Below are 21267 nucleotides of genomic sequence, written 5' to 3'. Positions count from 1 at the left end.
GCCCTTTGATGACGGCATTGAACAGCAAAATTCCTTGCCGCTCAGAACATTAGTCTGAAACCCCCATAAATCCTGATGATTATCTTCTCAGTCAGTGACTTACTGGTCGAAAATTGCGCTTGCATTTAGCCGTTCTCTCAGCATAATCCGAATCCGAATAAAAACGATTATCACTTGTATTCTTAATCAGGGAACAGCAATGGCTCAGGTTTTATCAGCACAACACCGCTTCCGGCTGACGCTACTGGCGGCAGTGATCGGCTCTCTTACCGCTCCGGCGATAGCCGCAGTGATACAAAGCCCGAACAGCACGGGCGAAACCACACAGGATGGCGCAACGGCCAGCCGTGAACAGACCATGACCGTGGTGGCTAAACCGGACAGTAACTTTACCCCCGATGGCGATCAGCTGGTTCCGGCTTATCTCGATGGCCAGATCGCCAACGGTGGTCGTCTGGGTATGTTAGGCGAACAGGACGCGCACAGCGTCCCTTTCAACGTGATCGGCTATACCAGCAAAATGATGCAGGATCAGCAGGCCACCACCATCAAAGACGTGGTGGCGAATGATGCCTCGGTCCAGAACGTGCAGGGCTATGGCAACTTTGCTGAAACTTACCGTATCCGGGGTTTTGATCTTTACGGCGATGATATGACGCTGGGTGGTCTGCCCGGTGTGATGCCGCGTCAGGTGGTTTCCACGCAGATGATTGACCGGGTTGAAGTGTTCAAAGGTTCGAATGCCCTGATCAACGGCGCGGCATCGTCCGGTGTGGGTGGGATGATCAACCTTGAACCAAAACATGCGGATGATGTTCCTCTTACCCGCGTTGGCGTGGATTACAGTTCCTCTTCTCAGGTTGGTACTTCACTGGATGTGGGCCGTCGCTTTGGCGATAACAATCAGTGGGGCGTGCGGGTTAATGTTCTGCACCGTGAGGGTGAAACCGCCATTGAGAATGAAAAACGGCGTGCAACCCTGGCGTCTATTGGCCTGGATTATCGTGGTGATAAGCTGCGCACCTCGCTGGATCTGGGTTATCAGAAACAGGCCTTCGACGGGGGGCGCACCGGCGTCAATATCGGCAGTGTGGATTTTATTCAAGCGGTGCCCCGCACGACCAGCAACTACAGCCAGAAGTGGGTTTACAGCAATCTGGAAAGCAAGTTTAGCATGGCGCGGGCAGAGTATGATTTTGTTCCGGGCTGGACGGCATATGGCGCAGTGGGTGGACAGCACTCCCATGAAATGGGGGCCTATGCTGCCCCGGCACTGACCGATGAAGATGGCTCAGCCACCATCGGCCGCATGGATACGGCAAAATATGTTGATGCGTTCAGTGGAATGGCCGGGGTACGCGGTAAGTTTGACACCGGCGTGGTCAGCCACAGCGTTAACCTTGGTTACTCTGCGCAAACTAAACGTGAGAAAACTGCCTGGGGCATGGCGCTGACCTCTGAAGCGACCAATATTTATGACACTACGGCGGTGCCCGAACCTGAAAATACTTATTTTGGTGGCGATTTGAGTAATCCACGGCCAACCAGCCGGGTGCGTACTGAAGGCGTGCTGCTGGCGGATACGCTGGGCTTTATTGATGACAAAGTGCTGTTCACCGTCGGTGCCCGTCATCAGAAAGTGACGGTGCGTAATTACGCCTACGGCACTGCGGTAGAAGATACCGCTTCTCGCTTTGACCAGTCCCGCTGGACGCCGGGTTATGGTCTGGTGGTGAAAGCCACCGACAGTCTCTCCCTGTATGCCAACCATATCGAGGCACTGCAGCCCGGCTCCACCGCATCCAGCACCGCGCTTAACGCCGGCCAGGTTACCGGCATTGCCCTGTCGAAGCAAAATGAAGTGGGCATGAAGCTGGATTACGGTCGTGTCGGCGGTACGCTGGCGCTGTTCGAAATTAAAAAGCCTACCGGTATTATCGATCCACAAACCAATGTGTATGGCCTGTATGGCGAGCAGCGTAACCGTGGCGTGGAGCTGAATGTGTTTGGCGAGCCGCTGTACGGTGTTCGTCTGAACGGCAGCGCGACCTGGCTTGATCCAACAATGACCAAAACGCAGAACGGTACGTATGATGGTAAACAGGCCGTTGGCGTGGCGAACTTCTACACGGTACTGAGTGCGGAATATGACATCAAGCCTGTTGAGGGACTGACCGCACTGGCACGGATGACGCATTCGGGTTCGCAGTATGCCGATCAGGGTAACAGCAAAAAGCTGGATAGTTACACCGTGCTTGACGTGGGAATGCGCTACCGGATGAAAGTACAACAGAATGACCTGACCTGGCGTCTGGGTCTGGAAAATGTCACCAATCAGAAGTACTGGTCCGGGGTGGAGAGCTATGGCACCTACATTACTCAGGGCGATCCTCGCCAGTTGAAGCTGTCCATGACTTACGATTTTTAATGCAGCGGGTTGCCACGGCAGCCCATCTTTTTGCCCGGTTAAAATTTTTACAGGGTAACGGAAAGAAATTCTTTACAATAAGAACCAAATAAAACGATAAAAATTCCAGATAAACAGTACAAATCCCGACTCAGGGGCGCGACAGCGGTTTTTTTAGCTGACGCTGTGATACACTCCTCCTTTCCTGAAATTCAGGGGCATGGAGCCTGAAGAAAATGGAACTGCCAAAGCATTAATGTTTTTCATTTAACCGCTCAGGTCATGCTGACTTTCAGATTTCCCCTGCTTCGTCCGGATGGGCACGAAGCGAATCCACCGATACAAGACTGGCAGCGGGCAGAGGATGTTCAGCCAGCAGATAATGGCTGTCATGAGCGACCTTCCCGAAAATGAGCCACCAGAAGAGATTCGCTATCCTCTGGATGATGCACAGTTTGCCATCGTGGTGCTTGTCGTCACTTCTTTTACCCTGATAATGTTTGTTCTGGGGATTACGTTACTGATTACGTAATGGGCTCCTGCACATCGCGGAGAGCGAAATGGAGAAGTAATAAGCATGGATACGAGAGAAGATCGTCTTTTAGCGCTGGTCGGCCTGCTGGTCGCCGTGCTGATTGTTGTCGTGGTGCTGTTTACGCTGACCTGGTTATCTGATGTGCGGCGTGCGCCTGGCAGTTATCCCGGTCCGGAAAACTGCCAGCCTGCTGGCGTTGAATCATCCTGAGCCAGTCTGGCGACTGAACGTCGCAGCTCAGGTTCCCACCCTGATTCCGTAGAGTCACTGAACGAGCCTGAAACTGCATTCAGGGCTTCGCCGACTGCGCTTTCCTTGCGCCATACCCTGCGGGTAAGTCACTTCATTTTCATCATCCGGCTGGGATTATTAGCGGCAGTCGGATCGATAATGTATCCTTCAGCATCAAGGTTATTCTGTTGCCCGCAAGGACAGACTGACCGCCCTGGAACCAGTTAAGGAGCACCCGTGGCTGAAGCCTTTATGCCGGAAACAGACAGGCCAGAATCTTCCCGCACGCGTCTGAGGCGGGCCGTTTCCGGGCTGACAGAGAGTCATCCCGGGTACAGCGGTATTTATTCTCTGGAAGAGGGACTGGACGCTTTTGCTGCGCGTTATCTCCTGCTGTCGATGGCTGAGCGCAGCCTGGATATCCAGTATTACATCTGGCAAAACGATATGTCTGGTTGGCTGCTGTTCAGTGCGGTGCTGGATGCTGCCGATCGCGGGGTTAAGGTCCGTTTGTTACTGGATGACAACAATACGATGGGGCTGGACCAGACCCTGAGTGCGCTCAACAGTCATCACAATATCGACGTCCGGCTGTTTAACCCTTTTTCTTTTCGGACACTGCGGGCGCTGGGCTATCTTACTGATTTTGCGCGCCTTAACCGGCGTATGCACAATAAAAGTATCACCGTGGACGGTGAGGCGACCATCGTTGGCGGTCGTAATATTGGCGATGAGTATTTTGGTGCCGGAGACGAGCCGCTGTTTTCCGACCTTGATGTGCTGGCCGTCGGGCCGGTGGTGCAAGAGGTCACCCTCGATTTCGCACGTTACTGGGACAGCCGGGCGGTACAGCCGCTCAGCACCGTGGTGGACACCGTACCAGAGCGTGCTGCCATCACTCTGCCGGAAGCCTGGCGTAATGATGAGAAAACCCAGCGCTATTTACAGCGCATCCATGCTTCGACCTTTGTCAGCCAGCTTGAAAGCGGAGAATTGCCGCTTATCTGGGCTGAAACCCGTCTGTTAAGTGACGATCCCCGCAAGGGACTGGGGCGGGCGAGGGCCGGTTCGTTGCTGCCGCAACGTATGCTGGAGGTCATCGGTCAGCCGCAACATCAGTTCGATATTATCTCGGCCTATTTCGTGCCCACCCGTGCCGGGGTGGCCCAGCTGCTGTCACTGGTCAGAAAAGGGGTCAGAATAGCGATTCTGACCAATTCTCTGGCGGCTAATGATGTCTCTGTGGTGCATGCGGGCTACGCCAAATGGCGTAAAAAGCTGCTCCGTCATGGCATTACGCTGTATGAACTGAAACCGCATTCTGATTCGCGTGACAAGCCCCCCATGACCGGGGACTGACCGGTAATTCCGGCTCCAGTCTGCATGCGAAAACGTTCAGCGTCGATAACGAAAAAGTGTTTATAGGCTCGTTTAATTTCGATCCGCGATCGGCGATGCTTAACACCGAAATGGGCTTTGTGATCAACAGCGATTTACTGGCTACCCGCATCCATCAACGCTTTATTACCCGAATGCGCGATCGCGCCTGGGCTTTGCGTCTGGATAAATGGGGGCGGATCAACTGGGTGGAATATCCCGGCGAAAAGGGCGAAGTCGTGCACAAACACGAACCCCGCACCCGTTTTATCCAGCGTTTACTGGTGCGGCTGGTGTGGCGTTTACCGATTGAATTGCTGCTGTAATTTCTGCACCACGCCTGGCTGAACCTGTGGCTGCGGATTCCATTGCGCAGCCGCCGGGATTTAACGTTGGGGTTTACCCGAGAAGAGAAAACGTAGCAGCGGAATGCGCAGGTGGATCTCATACAGAATAAAGGCAATGCCGAAGACAAACAGCAGACCGGTAAAGAAGCCCAGCGTGTTGTTGCTGATATCCGGCACCAGGAAAATGCCATACAGAATGGTCAGCGGGTGGTGCACCAGATAGATAAACAGTGGCGCATTCACCAGGTAGGTAACGCCGGGCGAATGACTGTTCAGCAACCGGTGGCCCAGTGAAAACACCACATTCACCATCCACAATCCCATCATCATCGACACCACGGCATCAATCTCATACAGCCAGCCTTCACCCTTATTCCAGGTCTGATTGGCGACATAAGCGACGAAGGCCACCGCCGAGCCGATAAATGTCCAGGGCACCGGTTTAACAAATAACGCCTTGAGTGCCGGATATTTCCACGCCATCGCCCCCAATATAAAAAATGGCAGGAAGAACAGTGATTGCATCACACCATAATTGAACAGCCCGTTCCCCAACAGCTGAGGTTCATAAAGAAACAACAGGCGACGCACGCCGCCCCATGCCAGGCTGCACAGCAGAATAACCATGCTCAGTTTTATCCAGCCGAGGCTGGCAAAATCGTTTTCGTCAGCCTCACCACGGCTGAGCCAGCGAAACAGCCAGACCCCGGCCACCGTCAGTACCACCAGTACCAGTAAAAACCACAGGTGAGAAATCAGATCCCAGCTCAGCGCATTGAGTTTGTCGTACAGCGTAAGGTTGTGCCAGTCACCAATTTTCGTGGTCCAGGCTTTAATCATAAAAAACTGTGGCACCGTCAACAGAGGAACAGCCGCCAGCATGGGAATACCGACCCGCTCCAGGCGTACTTTCAGCCACTGCTGGCGGCTATAGCGCAGAAACAGCATGTAGGAAAAATAACCGGAAATGACAAAGAACACCTGCATACGAAAGGCGTGGATAAAGTCATTTAAAATGGTCAGCCATTCGGAAGGTGTCGGACTGTTTACAGACCAGGACTGACTGGAATAAATCAATGAGACGTGAAACGGAACGCCTAAAAGCATCAGATAGGCTCTGATTGAATCGAAAAAATACTCTCTTTGCTGTGTTTTTTTTGTCATATTTGTCCACTATTCAAAACGTTACAGCACTGGCTCACCCTGAGCCACGCTAAAGCTTAACGCTTACTGTAGTTGAGAAAACGCGCCTGTACTATCAGGCGAATCTGTATCCGCTAACCACCTGAGAAGCGGGCGATAAAAGCGGCTGTCAGGCGGAACTAAAAGTGTTCTTAAGCTGTCGGAATGCGGAATAATCCATTAAGATGGGTGGATTCAATGAAGGCACGCGAAAGGGGGGGATGTGCTGAGTAAAATTAAGAATAAGCCAGAACTGAAAAAATTAAGCTGGCTTGGTGTTGGCGTTATGTTGTCAATGTATGCCAGTTCAGTTTGGGCTTTTGGCATTGATGACGTTGCAAAACAGGCGAAAGATTTAGCTGCAAAAGGTTACGAAGCGCCAAAAAGCAATTTGCCTGCTCAACTGCGTGAAATGAAGTATGCAGATTATCAGCAGATCCAGTTCAATCATGACAAAGCCTGGTGGGGCAAGCTCAAGACCCCGTTCAAGCTGGAGTTCTACCACCAGGGGATGTATTTCGATCAGCCAGTCAAAATAAATGAAGTGGCCGCCTCAACCTCTCGTGAGATTAAGTACTCGCCGGACTATTTCAATTTTGGCAATGTAAAGCACGATCCGGAAACGGTTAAAAACCTCGGTTTTGCCGGGTTCAAAGTGCTTTATCCACTGAACAACAAAAACAAGAAAGATGATGAAATCACCAGCTTCCTTGGTGCCAGCTATTTCCGGGTAATTGGCGCAGGCCAGGTTTATGGCCTTTCCGCACGTGGACTGGCTATTGATACCGCACTGCCTTCCGGTGAAGAGTTCCCGCGTTTTAAAGAGTTCTGGGTTGAGCGGCCAAAACCTGCGGATAAGCATCTGGTGATTTATGCGCTGCTGGATTCGCCACGGGCCTCCGGCGCATACCGCTTCCTGATCACGCCCGGTAAAGAAACCACGGTTGACGTCCAGTCTAAAGTCTATCTGCGTGACAAAGTCGGCAAACTGGGTGTGGCCCCTCTGACCAGTATGTTCCTGTTTGGCGCGAATCAGCCGTCACCTCAGGTCAACTACCGGCCTGCGCTGCATGACTCCAGCGGTCTGTCCATTCATGCCGGAAACGGAGAGTGGATCTGGCGTCCTCTGAATAATCCAAAACACCTTGCGGTCAGTACCTTCACCGTTGAGAATCCTAAAGGCTTTGGCCTGCTGCAACGCGGCCGGGATTTTGCTCAGTATCAGGACCTGGACGATCGTTACGATCTGCGCCCAAGCGGCTGGATTGAACCACAGGGCGACTGGGGCAAAGGCCACATCGAGCTGGTGGAGATCCCCACCACCGACGAAACCAATGACAACATCGTGGCCTTCTGGACGCCGGAGAGCCTGCCAGATAATGGCAAAGAGATGAATTTCAGCTATCGCCTGCATTTCACCCGCGATGAAAATCAACTGCACTCGCCAGAAACAGCTTTTGTGAAGGATACGCTGCGCTCCACGGGCGATGTGAAACAGTCTAATCTGGTGCGCCAGCCAGACGGCACCGTGGCCTTTATCGTTGATTTTACCGGTGAGCAGATGAGTCAGCTGCCGGATAACACCCCGGTGACACCGCAGGTGAGTATCGGAAACAACGGTGAGCTGGTGGAAAACAGCGTGCGTTACAATCCGGTCACTAAAGGCTGGCGGTTGATTATGCGTCTGCGTGTTAAAGACAGCAAACAGCCGACGGAAATGCGTGCTGCACTGCTTAACGGTGATAAAACGCTGACAGAAACCTGGAGCTATCAGTTGCCTGCCAATGAATAAGACTACTGCGATACCCACAGAATATACAGATGCGTTGCCCCTTTCCGCTGAGCGTAAAGGGGCGCTGAAAGATGCGCTGCCGGTTGAATCTGAAGAGATGTTCAGCCAGCTGCACCAGTCGCTGGCTGAGGATGCCTTGCCGCCGGTGCGTCCTGATGATGCGCCGATGGCGTCGGTTAAAACGCGTATCGATATGACATGGCCTGATTCCGTGGGCAATGGTGAACAGTTCGCTAAGGACGCGCTGGATCGTACCACTCTGAAGGCGATGCCACGTCATACCCGTTCATCCATGTATCCGGAAGCCTGGCGCACCAACCCGGTGTCACGCGCGTGGGACTCCCTGCGTGGGCGTAAAAGCAAACCGCGTTACAGTAACAATGCAGAAGTACAGCGTTCAGAAGAAAAGTGGCGACATGTTGGTTCAATTCGCCGCTACATTCTGCTGATCCTGACCATTGCCCAGACGGTGGTGGCAACCTGGTACATGAAAACCATCCTGCCTTACCAGGGATGGGCGTTGATCGATCCGGTTGAAATGATCAATCAGAACTGGCAGCAGTCGCTGATGCAAATCCTGCCTTATATCCTGCAAACCGGCATACTCTTCCTGTTTGCGGTGCTGTTCTGCTGGGTCTCTGCCGGTTTCTGGACCGCACTGATGGGCTTCCTGCAACTGTTGATCGGCAAGGATAAATACAGCATTTCGTATGCCTGCAACGGCGATGAGCCAATTAACCCGGCGCACCGCACCGCGTTGATTATGCCTATCTGTAACGAAGACGTGGAACGCGTGTTTGCCGGTCTGCGCGCCACCTGGGAATCGGTGGTCAGAACCGGTGAACAGCAGCATTTCGATGTTTATATCCTCAGCGACAGCTACAACCCTGATATTGCCGTCGCAGAGCAGAAAGCCTGGATGGAGCTGGTGCGCGATGTCGGTGGGGAAGGGCGCATTTTCTATCGCCGCCGCCGTCGCCGTGTAAAACGCAAAAGCGGTAACATCGATGATTTCTGCCGCCGTTGGGGCAGCCAGTACAGCTACATGGTGGTACTGGATGCGGACAGCGTGATGAGCGGTGAGTGTCTCACCGGTCTGGTGCGGATGATGGAAGCCAATCCTAAAGCCGGGATTATTCAGTCTTCACCTAAAGCGTCCGGGATGGACACGCTGTATGCGCGTTGCCAGCAGTTTGCCACCCGCGTTTACGGGCCGCTGTTTACTGCCGGTCTGCACTTCTGGCAGTTGGGGGAATCCCACTACTGGGGGCATAACGCCATTATCCGCGTGAAACCCTTTATTGAGCACTGTGCGCTGGCACCTCTGCCGGGAGAGGGTTCCTTTGCCGGTTCGATTCTGTCGCATGACTTTGTGGAAGCTGCGCTGATGCGTCGTGCCGGTTGGGGCGTATGGATAGCCTACGACCTGCCCGGCTCCTATGAAGAACTGCCGCCAAACCTGCTGGATGAGCTGAAGCGTGACCGTCGCTGGTGCCACGGTAACCTCATGAACTTCCGTCTGTTCCTGGTGAAAGGGATGCATCCGGTTCATCGTGCGGTGTTCCTGACCGGTGTGATGTCCTATCTTTCTGCACCGCTGTGGTTTATGTTCCTGGCGTTGTCCACGGCGTTGCAGGTGGTGCATACGCTGATGGAGCCGTCCTACTTCCTGCAACCCCGGCAACTGTTCCCGGTGTGGCCGCAGTGGCGACCTGAACTGGCGATTGCGCTGTTCTCAACCACGCTGGTGCTGCTGTTCCTGCCGAAGCTGCTGAGCGTGGTGCTTGTCTGGTGCAAGGGCGCGAAACCTTACGGTGGTGCATTGCGGGTCTTCGTCTCTCTGTTCCTTGAGATGCTGTTCTCCGTGCTGCTGGCACCGGTAAGGATGCTGTTCCATACGGTGTTTGTGGTCAGTGCGTTTCTCGGCTGGGAAGTGGTCTGGAACTCACCGCAGCGTGACGATGATGCCACACCGTGGAGTGAAGCCTTTAAACGTCACGGTTCACAGATGCTGCTGGGCATTGTCTGGGCTGCCGGGATGGGCTGGCTTGACCTTAACTTCTTGTGGTGGCTGGCGCCGATTGTCTTCTCGCTGATTTTGTCGCCTTTTGTCTCGGTGTTCTCCAGCCGGTCTACCACCGGAATGGCGTCCAAACGTGCCCGACTGTTCCTGATCCCGGAAGAGTACGATCCGCCAAAAGAGCTGCTGGATACCGAACGCTACAACGAGCTGAATCGTTCGCGCGCGCTGAAAGATGGTTTTATGCATGCGGTGTTCAACCCGTCGTTTAATGCGCTGGCCAGCGCGATGGCAACCTCCCGTCACCTGAAAAGTGACATTCTGGAATTTGCCCGCGACCGCCGTGTTGAGCAGGCGTTAAGTGAATCACCAGCCAAACTGGACCGCGATCGTCGTCTGGCGCTGATCAGTGACCCGGTGACGCTTTCCCGGATGCATTACCAGCTGTGGCAACATGCCGATAAGTATCACGACTGGTATAACCACTATCAGTCGCTGAAAATGAATCCTGACGCTATCCAGACCGTGAAGTCCTGACAGCGCAGGTGCTGAAAAACCGGGAATCTTTTTCCCGGTTTTTTTATCTCTGAGGTTAACGAATTTACAGAAACTTTGCGTTTTAGCGTCTTTCTGACGCAAGATGTGGCTGTACAATGACGCGTTTTTATTCAGCCGATGGGAAATAATGATTACAACATTACTGCGGGCAACATTGCTGGGGCTTTGTATTGTGATGCTGAGTGGTTGCGGCAGCATTATCAGCCGGACTATGCCGGGCCAGGGGCATGGAAATCAGTTCTATCCCGGTGTGCAGTGGGACGTCCGTGATACGCCCTGGCGCTTCCTGACCATTATCGACCTGCCGCTGTCGCTGGTGGTCGATACATTATTACTGCCAGTGGATGCCCACCACGGTCCGTATGAGTGACGTCAATCAGGCGTAGTTATCGGAGTCAGTATTGTCGTCTTCCCACTCTGACGCGGCCGCTTCTCCCTCTTCAGTGTCCGCGGGCGGCTCCAGCTGAAATTCGCCTTCATCCCACTCGTGCAGGGTATTCTCCGGCAGCCACTCCTGACGCAGGTCTGTTTCATCAAAATCACCGTCGAAAATAGCCTGAGCGGCTTCTCCGCTGCGAAGGGCGAGGCACTCGCCATCATCCCCTTCATCAGTAAAGAATTCAGCCTGCCACATGATATCGCCATCCTGCATGACATATTTTTGCAGGTTGAACTGGCTGACTGAGGCATCATCTTCATCGGTTTCCGGATTGGCAGCCAGGTACTCTTCTCGCGCCGCATCAATGGCTTCTTCCAGCGTTGCATACAGGTTCATCAGGTTTCTCCATTACACAGGTTGCGGTTTCAGAAAGGATAGTTGAAGACTGACAGGAGGAAAGGTGGCAGTAAAAAAAAACGAAAAGAAAACAGTGCAGTGTGTCAGCCGTTTAGCAAATGGGGTCCGCTTTGCAACAGCAGACAATGCGCCGCAGATCGCAGCGCTGGTGGTTAACATTAATAGAAGGAGGACTCTCCCGCCGGACGGGTCTTAAAGCGCCGATGGAGCCACATATATTGCTCCGGGGCCATCAACACGCCGTGCTCCACCACTTTATTCATGCGGGTGGCGGTGGCGGTTTCGTCGGTCAGCGGTATAGCCTGTTCTTCTGGCAGGATAACCATCTCATAACCTCTGCCATGCGGCAGACGACGCGGAACGAAGGGGATCACCGCCGGATTACCACTGCGAATCAACAGATAACTTCCTTTCGTTGAGGCGGCCTTGTCCACGGCAAAGAAGGGGGCAAACACGCTGCTTTTCGGACCGTAATCATGGTCCGGCGCATACCAGATAATATCGCCATTTTTCAGCGCACGGATCATGCCCTTCAGGTCTTTGCGATCCAGCATACTTTTGTTGGAGCGCATCCGTCCCCAGGTCTGAAGCCAGTCCAGCAACGCATTATCATTGGGACGGTAAACACCGATCCCTGGATTATGGATGCCAAAAATACGTGCGCCCAGTTCCAGCGTCAGAAAATGCATACCGATCAGCAGCACCCCTTTGCCATCCTGATGTGCCTTGTCAATGTGCTCCAGCCCGCTGACCTGAAACCATTTGCTGATACGCCAGTCTGGCCAGAACCAGGCCATGCCGGTTTCCAACAGCCCCATGCCCACAGATTCGAAATTGCGTTTCACCATTGCTTCACGTTCGGCTTCCGGCATGGCAGGAAAGCAGAGTTGCAGATTGCGACGGGCCACTTCAACGCGACGTTTCAGAAAGCGCATGGACAGGCGGCCAAGCCCACAGCCAAGATGATAAAGCACCGGATAAGGTAGCAGCACCAGCAGGTAGAGCAGACCAATACCCAACCAGGTAAACCAATAACGGGGATGCAACAACGCACGTGTAAATTGAGGCAGCTGAGTCATGAGTTTCCAGATCGTAACAAAGGGGCACCATTATGCTGCCCGGAATGAATTGTCCTTATAACCTATTGTGCCATTTATTAGCGACGAACTGAAATAACACGCTGACTTTCGGCGTGTTTACCATAGCAGAATGAAAAACTGATGGCTGACTGCTTACTGATTTTCCCGGCAAAAGGGAGCGCACATTGCATAAACCCGCGCAGAAAAACCGCCGCGTCTGACCGCAATCCGGCATCGCCACGGCACAATTCGACGGCAACGGGATTGTGCGCTGAACAATTTCAAATGTGACCACTATGTTTTACGCGCCATTCAGGTATGATATCGCCCGCAAAATTTCTCTGACGAACCCAGGAAAGTACACCATGCCAGTGTTACATAACCTTGTTTCCAATGAAGAGCTGAAGGCGCGGATGCTGGCCGAAACCGAGCCGCGTACCACAGTCTCTTTCTACAAGTATTTCACCATTGCTGATGCCAAAGCTTTTCGCGACGCGCTGTACGTGCAGTTCACCCGCCTGAATGTATTTGGTCGCGTCTATGTCGCCACCGAAGGGATCAACGCGCAAATCAGCGTGCCTGCCAGCCGTTATGACGCATTAAAAGAGATGCTGTACAGTTTCGACCCGGCGCTCAACAATCTCAGGATGAACATCGCGTTGGACGACGATGGCAAATCCTTCTGGGTGCTGCGGTTAAAAGTACGCGAGCGCATTGTTGCTGATGGCATCACCGATGAAACATTTGATGCCAGTAATGTCGGCGGCTACCTGAAAGCGGGAGAGGTCAACACGCTGCTGGACGATCCGGATGCGCTGTTTGTAGATATGCGCAATCACTATGAGTATGAAGTCGGCCATTTTGATAACGCGCTGGAGATCCCGGCGGATACCTTCCGCGATCAGCTGCCCATGGCAGTAGAGATGCTTCAGGACAATAAAGACAAAAAAATAGTGATGTATTGCACCGGCGGTATTCGTTGTGAAAAAGCCAGCGCCTGGATGCGTCACAACGGTTTTGAAAACGTCTATCACATTGAAGGGGGCATTATTGAATATGCCCGGCGTGCGCGGGAACAGGGTTTGCCGGTGCGTTTTAAGGGCAAAAACTTTGTTTTCGATGAAAGAATGGGAGAGCGTATCTCCGAAGATGTGATTGCCCACTGCCATCAGTGTGGTGCTCCCTGTGACACGCACGTTAACTGTAAAAATGATGGCTGCCATCTGCTGTTTATTCAGTGCGCGACCTGTGCAGAAAAATACCATCACTGCTGTAGCCCAATCTGTATGGAGGAACTGGCGCTCTCTCCGGAAGAACAGCGGGCAAGACGTGCCGGGCGTGAGAATGGCAATAAAATCTTTAATAAGTCGCGCGGTCTGCTGAATATGACGCTGAATATCCCGTCAGAGAAGTAGCCTTTGCGGCCTGATGAAGCAGAACAAGCCCGCCAGCCACTCGCTGGCGGGCTGTTTATTACTGGCGGAGTCCTTCAACAGAAATCATCAGCTGAACCTGTTGTGATGCCGGACCCAGATCGGTGGTGATATTAAAATCCTTCAGTTTCAGAGTGGTGTCTGCGGTGAAACCGGCACGATAACCCCCCCATGGATCCTTACCTTCACCCATCTTTTTAGCTGCCAGCGTCACCGGTTTTGTGACGCCATTCAGCGTCAGGTTGCCGGTAATTGCCAGCCCGTCACCCTCTTTTTTCACTGACGTTGACACAAAGGTCGCCTGCGGGAATTTTGATACGTTCAGAAATTCCGCGCTGCGCAGATGTTTGTCACGTTCAGCATGGTTGGTATCCACACTGGCGGTTTTGATAGTGACATTGACTTTATCTTTCGCCGGATCGGCTTCATCGAAAGTGAAGCTACCGTCGAAGTCTTTAAACGTCCCGTACAGCCAGCTGTAGCCCAGGTGCTGAATGCGGAACTGCACAAAAGCATGTTGCCCCTGCTTGTCAATCTTATAGTCGGCGGCATGTGCGGCACCCATGCTCAGCATCAGCGTGGTGGTCAGGGCTAACAGGTTTTTTTTGATCATCTTTCCTTCCTTTTGCAGAGGTTAGTCGGGTGATTTACCCAGCATCCGTTTCAGCGTGCTGTCCCGGTCGATAAAGTGGTGCTTGAGCGCAGCCAGCGCATGCAGCACGGAGAGGATCACCACGCTCCAGGCCAGCCACAGGTGGATTTCTCCCGCCAGATCGGCCTGCTCACCGAGCCCTTCAAGCGTCGCAGGCACGGAAAACAGACCAAAGACTTCAACGGGTTGACCATCGGCAGTGGAGATGAGATAGCCGCTAATGAAGATGGCAAACAGGATGCCGTAAAGCAGCAGGTGAACCGCAACGGCACTGATGCGGGTTGCAGTAGAATAGCTGGCAAGGGGTTTCGGCGGCGGGGAAATAAAGCGCCAGATAACCCTTGCCACCATCACCGTAAACAGGGTAGGGCCGATACTTTTATGCAGCTCGGGAGCCGGGTGATACCAGCTGTCATAATAGCCGAGAGTGACCATCCACAGGCCGAGGGCAAACATGCCGTAAACAGCGAGTGCCACCAGCCAGTGCAGCAGCACACTAATATGACCAAAACGGGTTGGGGTATTTTTCCACTGCATCAGGGGGATCCTGTTAGCAATTTTTGCCCAGACTGAACGCGCTGAAACATAAAATCAACAAATAAATACCATCACTAAATAAATTTGTTATTTTTTTCAAAAAAACTGAAATAAACACGGCTTGCTGTGCATTTAATTCGTTGTAGGGTGACTTTAGCCTACAAATCCTTTCATCATATCATTGCGACGGAACGATCCTGACGGGATTGATTCCTTCGGTTTATTTGACCTTCTTTTATCTGTGTTAAGCAGGTGGTCGTGTTTTACTCATCATAATCAATGCTAACAAAGCAGGAATGCTTGACAGTTGACAGCCGGTAATGCCAGAAAACTGGTGCTCAAAACTCGCCTGCACCGGGGTGACGTCAGAAGCTTTGGCTGCTGAAGATTGCAGCGAAGGTCTTTCAGTTTCTGCTGGCTCAAAACCAGCACAGTGATGCATCAGCATTAAACTTTACCTGCGTGGAAGAGGGGAAGCGCTGCCCGGCAACCGGTCATTTCTGCTAATTGATGGCTGCTCAGCCAACGCTGTCGAACAGCATTACCGCAAAGGCAGAAGGACATCAGAGATTCGCCATTATCCGGGCCCGGATTAATCGGTAATAACAAAAAGGCGGGCTAATTCATCCGGGAAAACGGCGCAAATTACGCCGTCTTTATTCTTTTAAAACCGTGCAAGTGAAAAGGGAGATAAATCAAATTCCGTCGGTTTACCCTGCGCGAAATTAGCAGCAATTTCGCCGAGTACCGTGGCAAATTTAAAACCGTGACCGCTGAGCCCACTTATTAACAGCCGGTCAGAAGAATCGGAAAATGTATCAATAATAAAGTCTTCATCAGGCGAATTATCATAGGTGCAGGATTCGCCATGCAGGCAAACGCCGCATCCGGGCAGGAACTGGCGCAAAAATGAAAACAGTTCACTGCCATCTTCCGCCCGGCTACCGAAAGAGGTGCGCTGCTGTGGTGTGCTGATCGGTTGACCGCCGTCGTGCTTACCAATTTTAATCGCGTTATTTTCCGCCGGGAAGCCATAGTAATGGCCGTCTGCTGTTTCAACGGTAAACGCCGGAAAACGGTTATTTTCACTGTAGCGTCCGTCAGCCTGATGCCATGCAAACACTTTTCTCACCGGCGTGATCGGTAACTGTGGCAGCAAGGTTTTTACCCAGGTACCGGCGCTCAGCAGCAATTTGCGACCGTGAAATGTTCCCTCAGCGGTATGCACCAGCTGAAGCCCGTCACGTTCTTCAAATCCATCGACCGCGCAGTTAAACAGCTGAGCACAGCCTGCTTCTCTTGCAAGGCGGATTAAATGGCGCACGGCCGCTTCCGATTTAAGGTAGCCAGAACTCGCCTCAAAAACCCCAATATAGTCCTCAGGCACAGCAAGTTGCGGCCAGCGGCGGCGAATATCTTCACCACGCAGGGTTTCAACCGGCAGGGAAAAAGCCGCCGCGCTTTGCAGGACACCGGCAATAAAATCAGACGATTCGGGCGCGAGGTTAATCACGCCGCAGCGCTGCATAATACGTTCCCCGCAGGCCGCCTCCAGCTCATCCCACAGTTGCTGAGCCCGCAACAGCATGGGGACATAGCGAACACCTTCGCCATAAGCATGGCGGATCAGGCGTGATTCCCCGTGGTGGCTGCCCTCGCGATGGGGAGGATGCGCCCGGTCAATCATCAGCACTTTCAGGCCTGCCCGGCGAGCGTACCAGCCCGCAGCTGCACCGACCGAACCACTGCCTGCCACGATTAAGTCATACACCATCTGGAGCAGATTCCTTTATTCAATGCTTAAAGCAGGGAGGATAGCAAAATGCGGCCATAATGAAAAAGGCACTCCGGAGAGTGCCTTGCGGAAAACAATCTGAAAATCAGTGCTTACGGTAATCGCGGTCCTAGTAACCGGTCGCTTCAATCTTGGCAATACCAGCTTCAAGAATGGAGATAAACTGCCGGGCGACATCAGTGGTCAGCCAGTAGGTCTGACCGACCTCGGCCTCATCAGTCTGCTGCTCGTCACTGGAGAGCGAATGAAGACGGATCATCATGGCATCATAGCTGTCGACGGTACTGATATCCCATCCGATGAGGGGATGTGTCTGGATAACATCTTTGTTTCTGTCCATTGTAACCCCCTTTATAACTCGTATTAGTAATGACGACGTCAATGAGGTTCGATGCGGCCTTTTTTTACAGAGCAAAGTAATTATAACAGGATTTTAAATTCGCGCAGCTGCGAAATTTTTATCGCCGGGAGTGAACTTTTAATTACTGTTTATTTAATTCTCAGCCGATAATAATCGTCCGTACAAAAACAGAAAATACGCCTTCAGTATAGTCTGAATATTATTTCTGAGGTGACAATTTATCCGCTTATCATCCCTGCACGATGTACGGGAGTGATGCCAGGGATAATGGCTGAAAGAAAGACCAGGGAATCTGCGCGGGAATAAAATAAATGGCGGTAAAGAGTCGCCTCACAGAGCATCATTTTTAATTGCATTTGAAAGGTTACCGAAGAGTAGAATCTGGCGGGTGGTAGTGGAAAGCATGGTGATATGGCAAAGAGAGAATGTGCCTGAAACCTTTTTGCAAGAGAGATTTTAATGAAAGGGCTGTAAAAAAGCCGGATGGCGAAATCCGGCAAACAACGGAAAAAAATGGGCAGTGCCGATTAATCGTGAGTAAACCAGTCGTCTGCGCTTTCCCAGGTTTCCTGCAAAATTTCCGTCACGCGACCTTTCACCTCATGACTGCCACCCATTACCGTCAGGTTGTTGGCTCCCGCATAGCGCACCGAGACGCTGTGAACAGATTCAGGAAACTGCTGGTTAATTCGTTTACCCAGCTCGGCGCTGAGTGCCTCGATGGCACCCGCTGGCAGCGGGGTGGTTTTTGCTACAGTGACTTCAACACGCATAAAAGCCTCCGGATAAGATACTGTAAATATATACAGTTAAATCATCCGAAGCAATCTCTCTGGCAAAAAAATCAGCGCGCCACACGCCAGTTCAGTGTCTCTCCTGCCAGAAACGGCACCAGCGTATCGTCACCCAGCTGGACGCTCTCCGGTACGGTCCAGGGTTCGCGCACTAACCGAACCGTGCCCTCATTGAGCGGCAGGCCGTAAAAACGCGGACCGTTTTCGGAACAGAAGGCTTCAAAAAAGCGCAGGGCATCCATCTCTTCAAACACCGTGGCGTAGGCTGGCAGCGAAGACGGCGCATTGAACACCCCGGCACAACCACAGCTGGCTTCCTTGCGATGGCGCAGATGGGGGGCGGTGTCAGTGCCAAGAAAGAAGCGATCGTTACCGCTGGCGACCACTTCGCGCAGCGCCTGCTGATGGGTGTTGCGTTTCAGGACCGGTAAACAGTAAAGATGCGGACGTACGCCGCCAACCAGCATATGGTTGCGGTTAAACATCAGATGTTGTGGCGTGATGGTCGCAGCAATAAAGCGATTACCTTCCCGCACATAGTCGGCGGCCTCTTTGGTGGTGATGTGTTCGAACACCACTTTCAGCTCCGGATACTGCCTGCGCAGTGGCTCCATGACCGTGTCGATAAAGCGGGCTTCCCGGTCAAAAATATCAATATGTGCCTCGGTCACTTCGCCGTGAATTAACAGCGGCATACCGATTTTCTGCATGCGATCCAGCACCGTGGCGATACTGCTAATGTCAGTCACCCCGTGACTGGAATTGGTGGTGGCATGGGCCGGGTAGAGTTTGGCGGCGGTGAATACGCCGCGGCTGAAACCGTCTTCTATTTCATCTGCATTCAGCGAGTCGGTCAGATAACAGGCCATCAGCGGCGTGAAATTATGTCCGGCGGGTACGGCGGCAAGGATACGCTCACGATAGGCTTCCGCCGCCGCCACGCTGGTAACGGGCGGAACCAGGTTAGGCATCACGATCGCCCGGCCGGAAACCTCGCTGGTAAAAGGCAGCACGGTTTGTAACATTTCATCGTCACGCAGATGAATGTGCCAGTCGTCAGGGCGACGGATCAGAAGTTCCTGGGGTTTTGCAGTCATAACAGGCTCCGGCAGAAGTGAGATCGGTATGGCGAATTTGGCCGGGGTCCAAGCATAAGCAGAAAGGCGTCGGTTTGCACCTGCTTTGTTGATATGCAGACTAAAAATGCCGGGGAGCGTTCTCTGTCCGCCAGCGAACAGAGAACGAAAGATTAATCAGTGAAAGGGATAATCAGCTTGCCCGGCTGCACTTCCAGACCTTTGGCGAAGCGTTTTGCCAGCGATTCGGTTTTGCTGCGGTCGGCGCTGAGCACATAAGCCGGTTTCTGATTGAAGTAATCTTTCAGCGACTGGTTGAGATAAGGCGTCAGGGTTTTCAGCATCCCCTGCATTTTTTCAGGTTGCACCTGCACATCCACCAGTTGCAGATCCTGCAAATAAATCGCCCCCTGTTCCTTGTTAAACACCGGCTGCGCCTTCATGGTCAGCGTCATCGTCGCTTCCTGCGGCCCAAACAGCGAACTGATATTCACTTTTGCATGACCGGTCAGCGTCACTTTGTTGGGCTCCTCGCGGCCAATCTGACTGCTCAGGTCACTCAGCACGATGTGCGCATCCACCAGTCCGGCGACACCAAGCTGTTTTTCATAATTATTGTGCTTTTGCAGCGCCTGATTGATTTCCTGTTCACTGATGGTGTACTGCGTCAGTTGGTTGCAGCCGCTGAGTAGTCCCACCAACAGCAGGGCGCTCAGCCCGGCAAAAAATTTTTTCATCATAATCCTCATCATGTTATGCGGTCAGTAACCCTCCTGACCGGAGATGACAGCTTGCCCGACATTGCGGTCAGAGTCACCAGGATTACTGCTCAGAGTCAGGCCGTATACCCGTTATCGGGCACCAGGGCGTCGCGCAGTATCCGGAGGGAAAGCCAGCTGCGGTCACGCCACAGGATTATTTTACGGGTAACAGCGGGGATGTTTATAATCATTAAGGGAAATCAGACGTGGTGGCTGGATAAGGTCAGGTCTGCGCGACACTGCGCATGGGGATTTCTGCCGTTTTCAATGATTACCTAAAGGATTGAGGAGAGAAGATGTTTGGCTATCGTTCTGCTGTCCCGAAAGTCCGCCTGACAACTGACCGGCTGGTGGTTCGTCTGGTTCATGAGCGCGATGCGTGGCGTCTGGCTGATTACTATGCCGGTAATCGTGCCTTTCTCAAACCCTGGGAGCCCATTCGCGACGACAGCCACAGTTATCCTTCCGGCTGGCAGGCGCGTCTGGGATTAATCTCCGAAATGCACAAACAGGGCAATGCTTACTATTTTGCGGTGATGGATCCTGATGAAACGGAGATCCGTGGCGTGGCGAATTTCAGCAACGTGGTCAGAGGCTCATTTCACGCCTGCTACCTTGGCTACTCTCTGGCGGAGAAGTGGCAGGGGCAGGGGATGATGTTTGAGGCGTTGCAGTCGGCTATTCGTTATATGCAGCGCCAGCAGCGCATCCACCGCATCATGGCTAACTACATGCCACACAACCATCGCAGCGGTAACCTGCTGGCCCGGCTTGGCTTTGAAAAAGAGGGCTATGCCCGGGATTATTTACTGATTGATGGTCAGTGGCAGGATCACGTGCTGACCGCACTGACCACCAAAGAGTGGCAACCCGACCGACGTGGACAATCATCCTGATGAAAATCGTACTTTCCGCCCTGGAGGCGAGGGTGGTGGGCTGCCTGCTGGAAAAGCAGGTTATCACCCCGGAGCAGTATCCGATGTCGCTGAATGCGGTCGTCACCGCCTGCAACCAGAAATCCAACCGTGAACCGGTAATGAGCCTGAGCGACGCAACGGTGCAGGACACGCTGGATATGCTGATAAAAAAACATCTGGTCACCGCCCTGAGCGGCTCAGGCAGCCGGGTGGTGAAATATGAACACCGTTTCTGTAACACGGCTTTTGGCCAGTTAACGCTGAGTCCGGGGGAATCCGCGCTGGTGACCACGCTGCTTTTACGTGGTGCGCAGACGCCGGGCGAGCTGCGGATTCGCAGCGGCAGACTGCATGAGTTTGCTGATGTAAGCCAGGTGGAACAGCTACTGGCGACGCTGGCCTCGCGCGATGACGGTCCATTTGTGGTGCAACTGGCGCGCGAGCCGGGTAAACGCGAAAGCCGCTATATGCATCTGTTCAGCGGCGCAGTGGAACAAACGGTGGACGAAAGCCCTGCCGATACCGATGAAACGCTTGCCGATCGGGTCAGCGCGCTGGAGCACGAGGTGGCGCAACTAAAACAACAGCTGGCAGATTTGTCAGCAAAAATCTGACTG

19 protein-coding genes and 1 pseudogene are annotated in these 21267 nt (G+C 52.9%); 10 read left to right on the top strand and 10 right to left on the bottom strand.

Features of this window, described 5'->3' with window-relative positions; translation table 11 throughout:
* The first annotated feature begins 199 nt into the window (after positions 1–199).
* The 4 genes and pseudogenes from AC3RPL_RS11885 (at position 200) to AC3RPL_RS11870 (ending at position 4876) form a co-directional block, all read left to right on the top strand.
* Positions 200–2428 carry a TonB-dependent receptor gene (locus tag AC3RPL_RS11885; RefSeq protein ID WP_490740166.1) on the top strand — a complete coding sequence of 743 codons (2229 nt, stop codon included), beginning with the start codon at positions 200–202 and terminating at the stop codon, positions 2426–2428.
* A 370-nt stretch (positions 2429–2798) separates the two neighbouring features.
* Positions 2799–2939, top strand: coding sequence for a hypothetical protein (locus tag AC3RPL_RS11880; RefSeq protein WP_490740165.1), 141 nt, complete (start codon positions 2799–2801; stop codon positions 2937–2939).
* A gap of 45 nt (positions 2940–2984) precedes the next feature.
* The gene (locus AC3RPL_RS11875) at positions 2985–3152 is read left to right on the top strand and encodes a hypothetical protein (protein ID WP_490740164.1); all 168 of its coding nucleotides are present in this window, start codon (positions 2985–2987) and stop codon (positions 3150–3152) included.
* Positions 3153–3425: 273 nt separating this feature from the next.
* Positions 3426–4876 (top strand): annotated as a pseudogene (locus AC3RPL_RS11870) (phospholipase D family protein).
* 60 nt (positions 4877–4936) lie between these two features.
* Here the strand turns inward: AC3RPL_RS11870 and mdoC are convergent.
* The gene (gene mdoC / locus AC3RPL_RS11865; protein ID WP_490740163.1) at positions 4937–6061 is read right to left on the bottom strand and encodes a glucans biosynthesis protein MdoC; all 1125 of its coding nucleotides are present in this window, start codon (positions 6059–6061) and stop codon (positions 4937–4939) included.
* Between the two features lie 271 nt (positions 6062–6332).
* Between mdoC and AC3RPL_RS11860 the strand changes: the two genes are divergently transcribed.
* The 3 genes from AC3RPL_RS11860 (at position 6333) to AC3RPL_RS11850 (ending at position 10819) form a co-directional block, all read left to right on the top strand.
* A complete protein-coding gene (locus tag AC3RPL_RS11860; protein ID WP_261640860.1) occupies positions 6333–7871 on the top strand; it encodes a glucan biosynthesis protein G in 1539 nt (512 codons plus the stop codon).
* The gene (gene mdoH / locus AC3RPL_RS11855) at positions 7864–10428 is read left to right on the top strand and encodes a glucans biosynthesis glucosyltransferase MdoH (protein ID WP_490740162.1); all 2565 of its coding nucleotides are present in this window, start codon (positions 7864–7866) and stop codon (positions 10426–10428) included. The genes AC3RPL_RS11860 and mdoH overlap by 8 nt, the downstream gene beginning before the upstream one ends.
* Positions 10429–10576: 148 nt before the next feature.
* Positions 10577–10819, top strand: coding sequence for a YceK/YidQ family lipoprotein (locus tag AC3RPL_RS11850; protein WP_261640859.1), 243 nt, complete (start codon positions 10577–10579; stop codon positions 10817–10819).
* 6 nt (positions 10820–10825) lie between these two features.
* Here the strand turns inward: AC3RPL_RS11850 and AC3RPL_RS11845 are convergent, their stop codons facing one another.
* Together AC3RPL_RS11845 and AC3RPL_RS11840 are read right to left on the bottom strand one after the other, a co-directional pair.
* Entirely contained in the window at positions 10826–11224 is a 399-nt protein-coding gene (locus tag AC3RPL_RS11845; protein ID WP_490740161.1) for a MysB family protein, read from the bottom strand.
* A 179-nt stretch (positions 11225–11403) separates the two neighbouring features.
* Positions 11404–12324, bottom strand: a complete 921-nt coding sequence (locus tag AC3RPL_RS11840; protein ID WP_034939075.1) for a Kdo(2)-lipid IV(A) acyltransferase — start codon at positions 12322–12324, stop codon at positions 11404–11406.
* A gap of 365 nt (positions 12325–12689) precedes the next feature.
* Here AC3RPL_RS11840 and trhO point away from each other — a divergent pair, with 365 nt between their 5' ends.
* The gene (gene trhO, locus AC3RPL_RS11835) at positions 12690–13739 is read left to right on the top strand and encodes an oxygen-dependent tRNA uridine(34) hydroxylase TrhO (RefSeq protein WP_490740160.1); all 1050 of its coding nucleotides are present in this window, start codon (positions 12690–12692) and stop codon (positions 13737–13739) included.
* 58 nt (positions 13740–13797) lie between these two features.
* Here the strand turns inward: trhO and AC3RPL_RS11830 are convergent, their stop codons facing one another.
* The 7 genes from AC3RPL_RS11830 to AC3RPL_RS11800 all read right to left on the bottom strand — a co-directional run bounded on the left by AC3RPL_RS11830 (position 13798) and on the right by AC3RPL_RS11800 (position 19709).
* The gene (locus tag AC3RPL_RS11830) at positions 13798–14367 is read right to left on the bottom strand and encodes a YceI family protein (RefSeq protein ID WP_261640858.1); all 570 of its coding nucleotides are present in this window, start codon (positions 14365–14367) and stop codon (positions 13798–13800) included.
* 24 nt (positions 14368–14391) lie between these two features.
* Positions 14392–14946: a cytochrome b gene (locus AC3RPL_RS11825; protein WP_490740159.1), complete on the bottom strand. Its 555-nt coding sequence runs from the start codon at positions 14944–14946 to the stop codon at positions 14392–14394.
* Between the two features lie 664 nt (positions 14947–15610).
* Positions 15611–16720: an N-methyl-L-tryptophan oxidase gene (gene solA, locus AC3RPL_RS11820; protein ID WP_490740158.1), complete on the bottom strand. Its 1110-nt coding sequence runs from the start codon at positions 16718–16720 to the stop codon at positions 15611–15613.
* A 130-nt stretch (positions 16721–16850) separates the two neighbouring features.
* Entirely contained in the window at positions 16851–17081 is a 231-nt protein-coding gene (gene bssS, locus AC3RPL_RS11815; RefSeq protein WP_490740157.1) for a biofilm formation regulator BssS, read from the bottom strand.
* A 548-nt stretch (positions 17082–17629) separates the two neighbouring features.
* The gene (dinI, locus tag AC3RPL_RS11810) at positions 17630–17875 is read right to left on the bottom strand and encodes a DNA damage-inducible protein I (protein ID WP_261640814.1); all 246 of its coding nucleotides are present in this window, start codon (positions 17873–17875) and stop codon (positions 17630–17632) included.
* A gap of 71 nt (positions 17876–17946) precedes the next feature.
* Complete coding sequence (pyrC, locus tag AC3RPL_RS11805) at positions 17947–18993, bottom strand: dihydroorotase (protein ID WP_490740156.1); 1047 nt, start codon at positions 18991–18993, stop codon at positions 17947–17949.
* A 152-nt stretch (positions 18994–19145) separates the two neighbouring features.
* Positions 19146–19709, bottom strand: coding sequence for a lipoprotein (locus tag AC3RPL_RS11800; protein ID WP_490740684.1), 564 nt, complete (start codon positions 19707–19709; stop codon positions 19146–19148).
* 320 nt (positions 19710–20029) lie between these two features.
* Between AC3RPL_RS11800 and rimJ the strand changes: the two genes are divergently transcribed.
* On the top strand, positions 20030–20629 hold the full coding sequence (gene rimJ, locus AC3RPL_RS11795) for a ribosomal protein S5-alanine N-acetyltransferase (protein ID WP_034939091.1): 600 nt from the start codon (positions 20030–20032) through the stop codon (positions 20627–20629).
* Positions 20629–21264, top strand: coding sequence for a DUF480 domain-containing protein (locus tag AC3RPL_RS11790; protein ID WP_490740155.1), 636 nt, complete (start codon positions 20629–20631; stop codon positions 21262–21264). The genes rimJ and AC3RPL_RS11790 overlap by 1 nt, the downstream gene beginning before the upstream one ends.
* Positions 21265–21267 lie beyond the last annotated feature (3 nt).

This window comes from Erwinia papayae (genome assembly GCF_058241465.1).
The sequence above is the reverse complement of the archived record's forward strand: the minus strand, read 5'-3'. Positions and strand labels throughout refer to the sequence as shown.

Coding starts and splice junctions, on each gene's coding strand:
- AC3RPL_RS11845 (WP_490740161.1), bottom strand. CDS start 11,224: ATGAACCTGTATGCAACGCTGGAAGAAGCCATTGATGCGGCGCGAGAA.
- AC3RPL_RS11800 (WP_490740684.1), bottom strand. CDS start 19,709: ATGAAAAAATTTTTTGCCGGGCTGAGCGCCCTGCTGTTGGTGGGACTA.
- solA (WP_490740158.1), bottom strand. CDS start 16,720: ATGGTGTATGACTTAATCGTGGCAGGCAGTGGTTCGGTCGGTGCAGCT.
- AC3RPL_RS11885 (WP_490740166.1), top strand. CDS start 200: ATGGCTCAGGTTTTATCAGCACAACACCGCTTCCGGCTGACGCTACTG.
- AC3RPL_RS11850 (WP_261640859.1), top strand. CDS start 10,577: ATGATTACAACATTACTGCGGGCAACATTGCTGGGGCTTTGTATTGTG.
- AC3RPL_RS11880 (WP_490740165.1), top strand. CDS start 2,799: ATGAGCGACCTTCCCGAAAATGAGCCACCAGAAGAGATTCGCTATCCT.
- AC3RPL_RS11875 (WP_490740164.1), top strand. CDS start 2,985: ATGGATACGAGAGAAGATCGTCTTTTAGCGCTGGTCGGCCTGCTGGTC.
- dinI (WP_261640814.1), bottom strand. CDS start 17,875: ATGCGTGTTGAAGTCACTGTAGCAAAAACCACCCCGCTGCCAGCGGGT.
- pyrC (WP_490740156.1), bottom strand. CDS start 18,993: ATGACTGCAAAACCCCAGGAACTTCTGATCCGTCGCCCTGACGACTGG.
- bssS (WP_490740157.1), bottom strand. CDS start 17,081: ATGGACAGAAACAAAGATGTTATCCAGACACATCCCCTCATCGGATGG.
- mdoH (WP_490740162.1), top strand. CDS start 7,864: ATGAATAAGACTACTGCGATACCCACAGAATATACAGATGCGTTGCCC.
- AC3RPL_RS11825 (WP_490740159.1), bottom strand. CDS start 14,946: ATGCAGTGGAAAAATACCCCAACCCGTTTTGGTCATATTAGTGTGCTG.
- AC3RPL_RS11840 (WP_034939075.1), bottom strand. CDS start 12,324: ATGACTCAGCTGCCTCAATTTACACGTGCGTTGTTGCATCCCCGTTAT.
- AC3RPL_RS11790 (WP_490740155.1), top strand. CDS start 20,629: ATGAAAATCGTACTTTCCGCCCTGGAGGCGAGGGTGGTGGGCTGCCTG.
- mdoC (WP_490740163.1), bottom strand. CDS start 6,061: ATGACAAAAAAAACACAGCAAAGAGAGTATTTTTTCGATTCAATCAGA.
- trhO (WP_490740160.1), top strand. CDS start 12,690: ATGCCAGTGTTACATAACCTTGTTTCCAATGAAGAGCTGAAGGCGCGG.
- rimJ (WP_034939091.1), top strand. CDS start 20,030: ATGTTTGGCTATCGTTCTGCTGTCCCGAAAGTCCGCCTGACAACTGAC.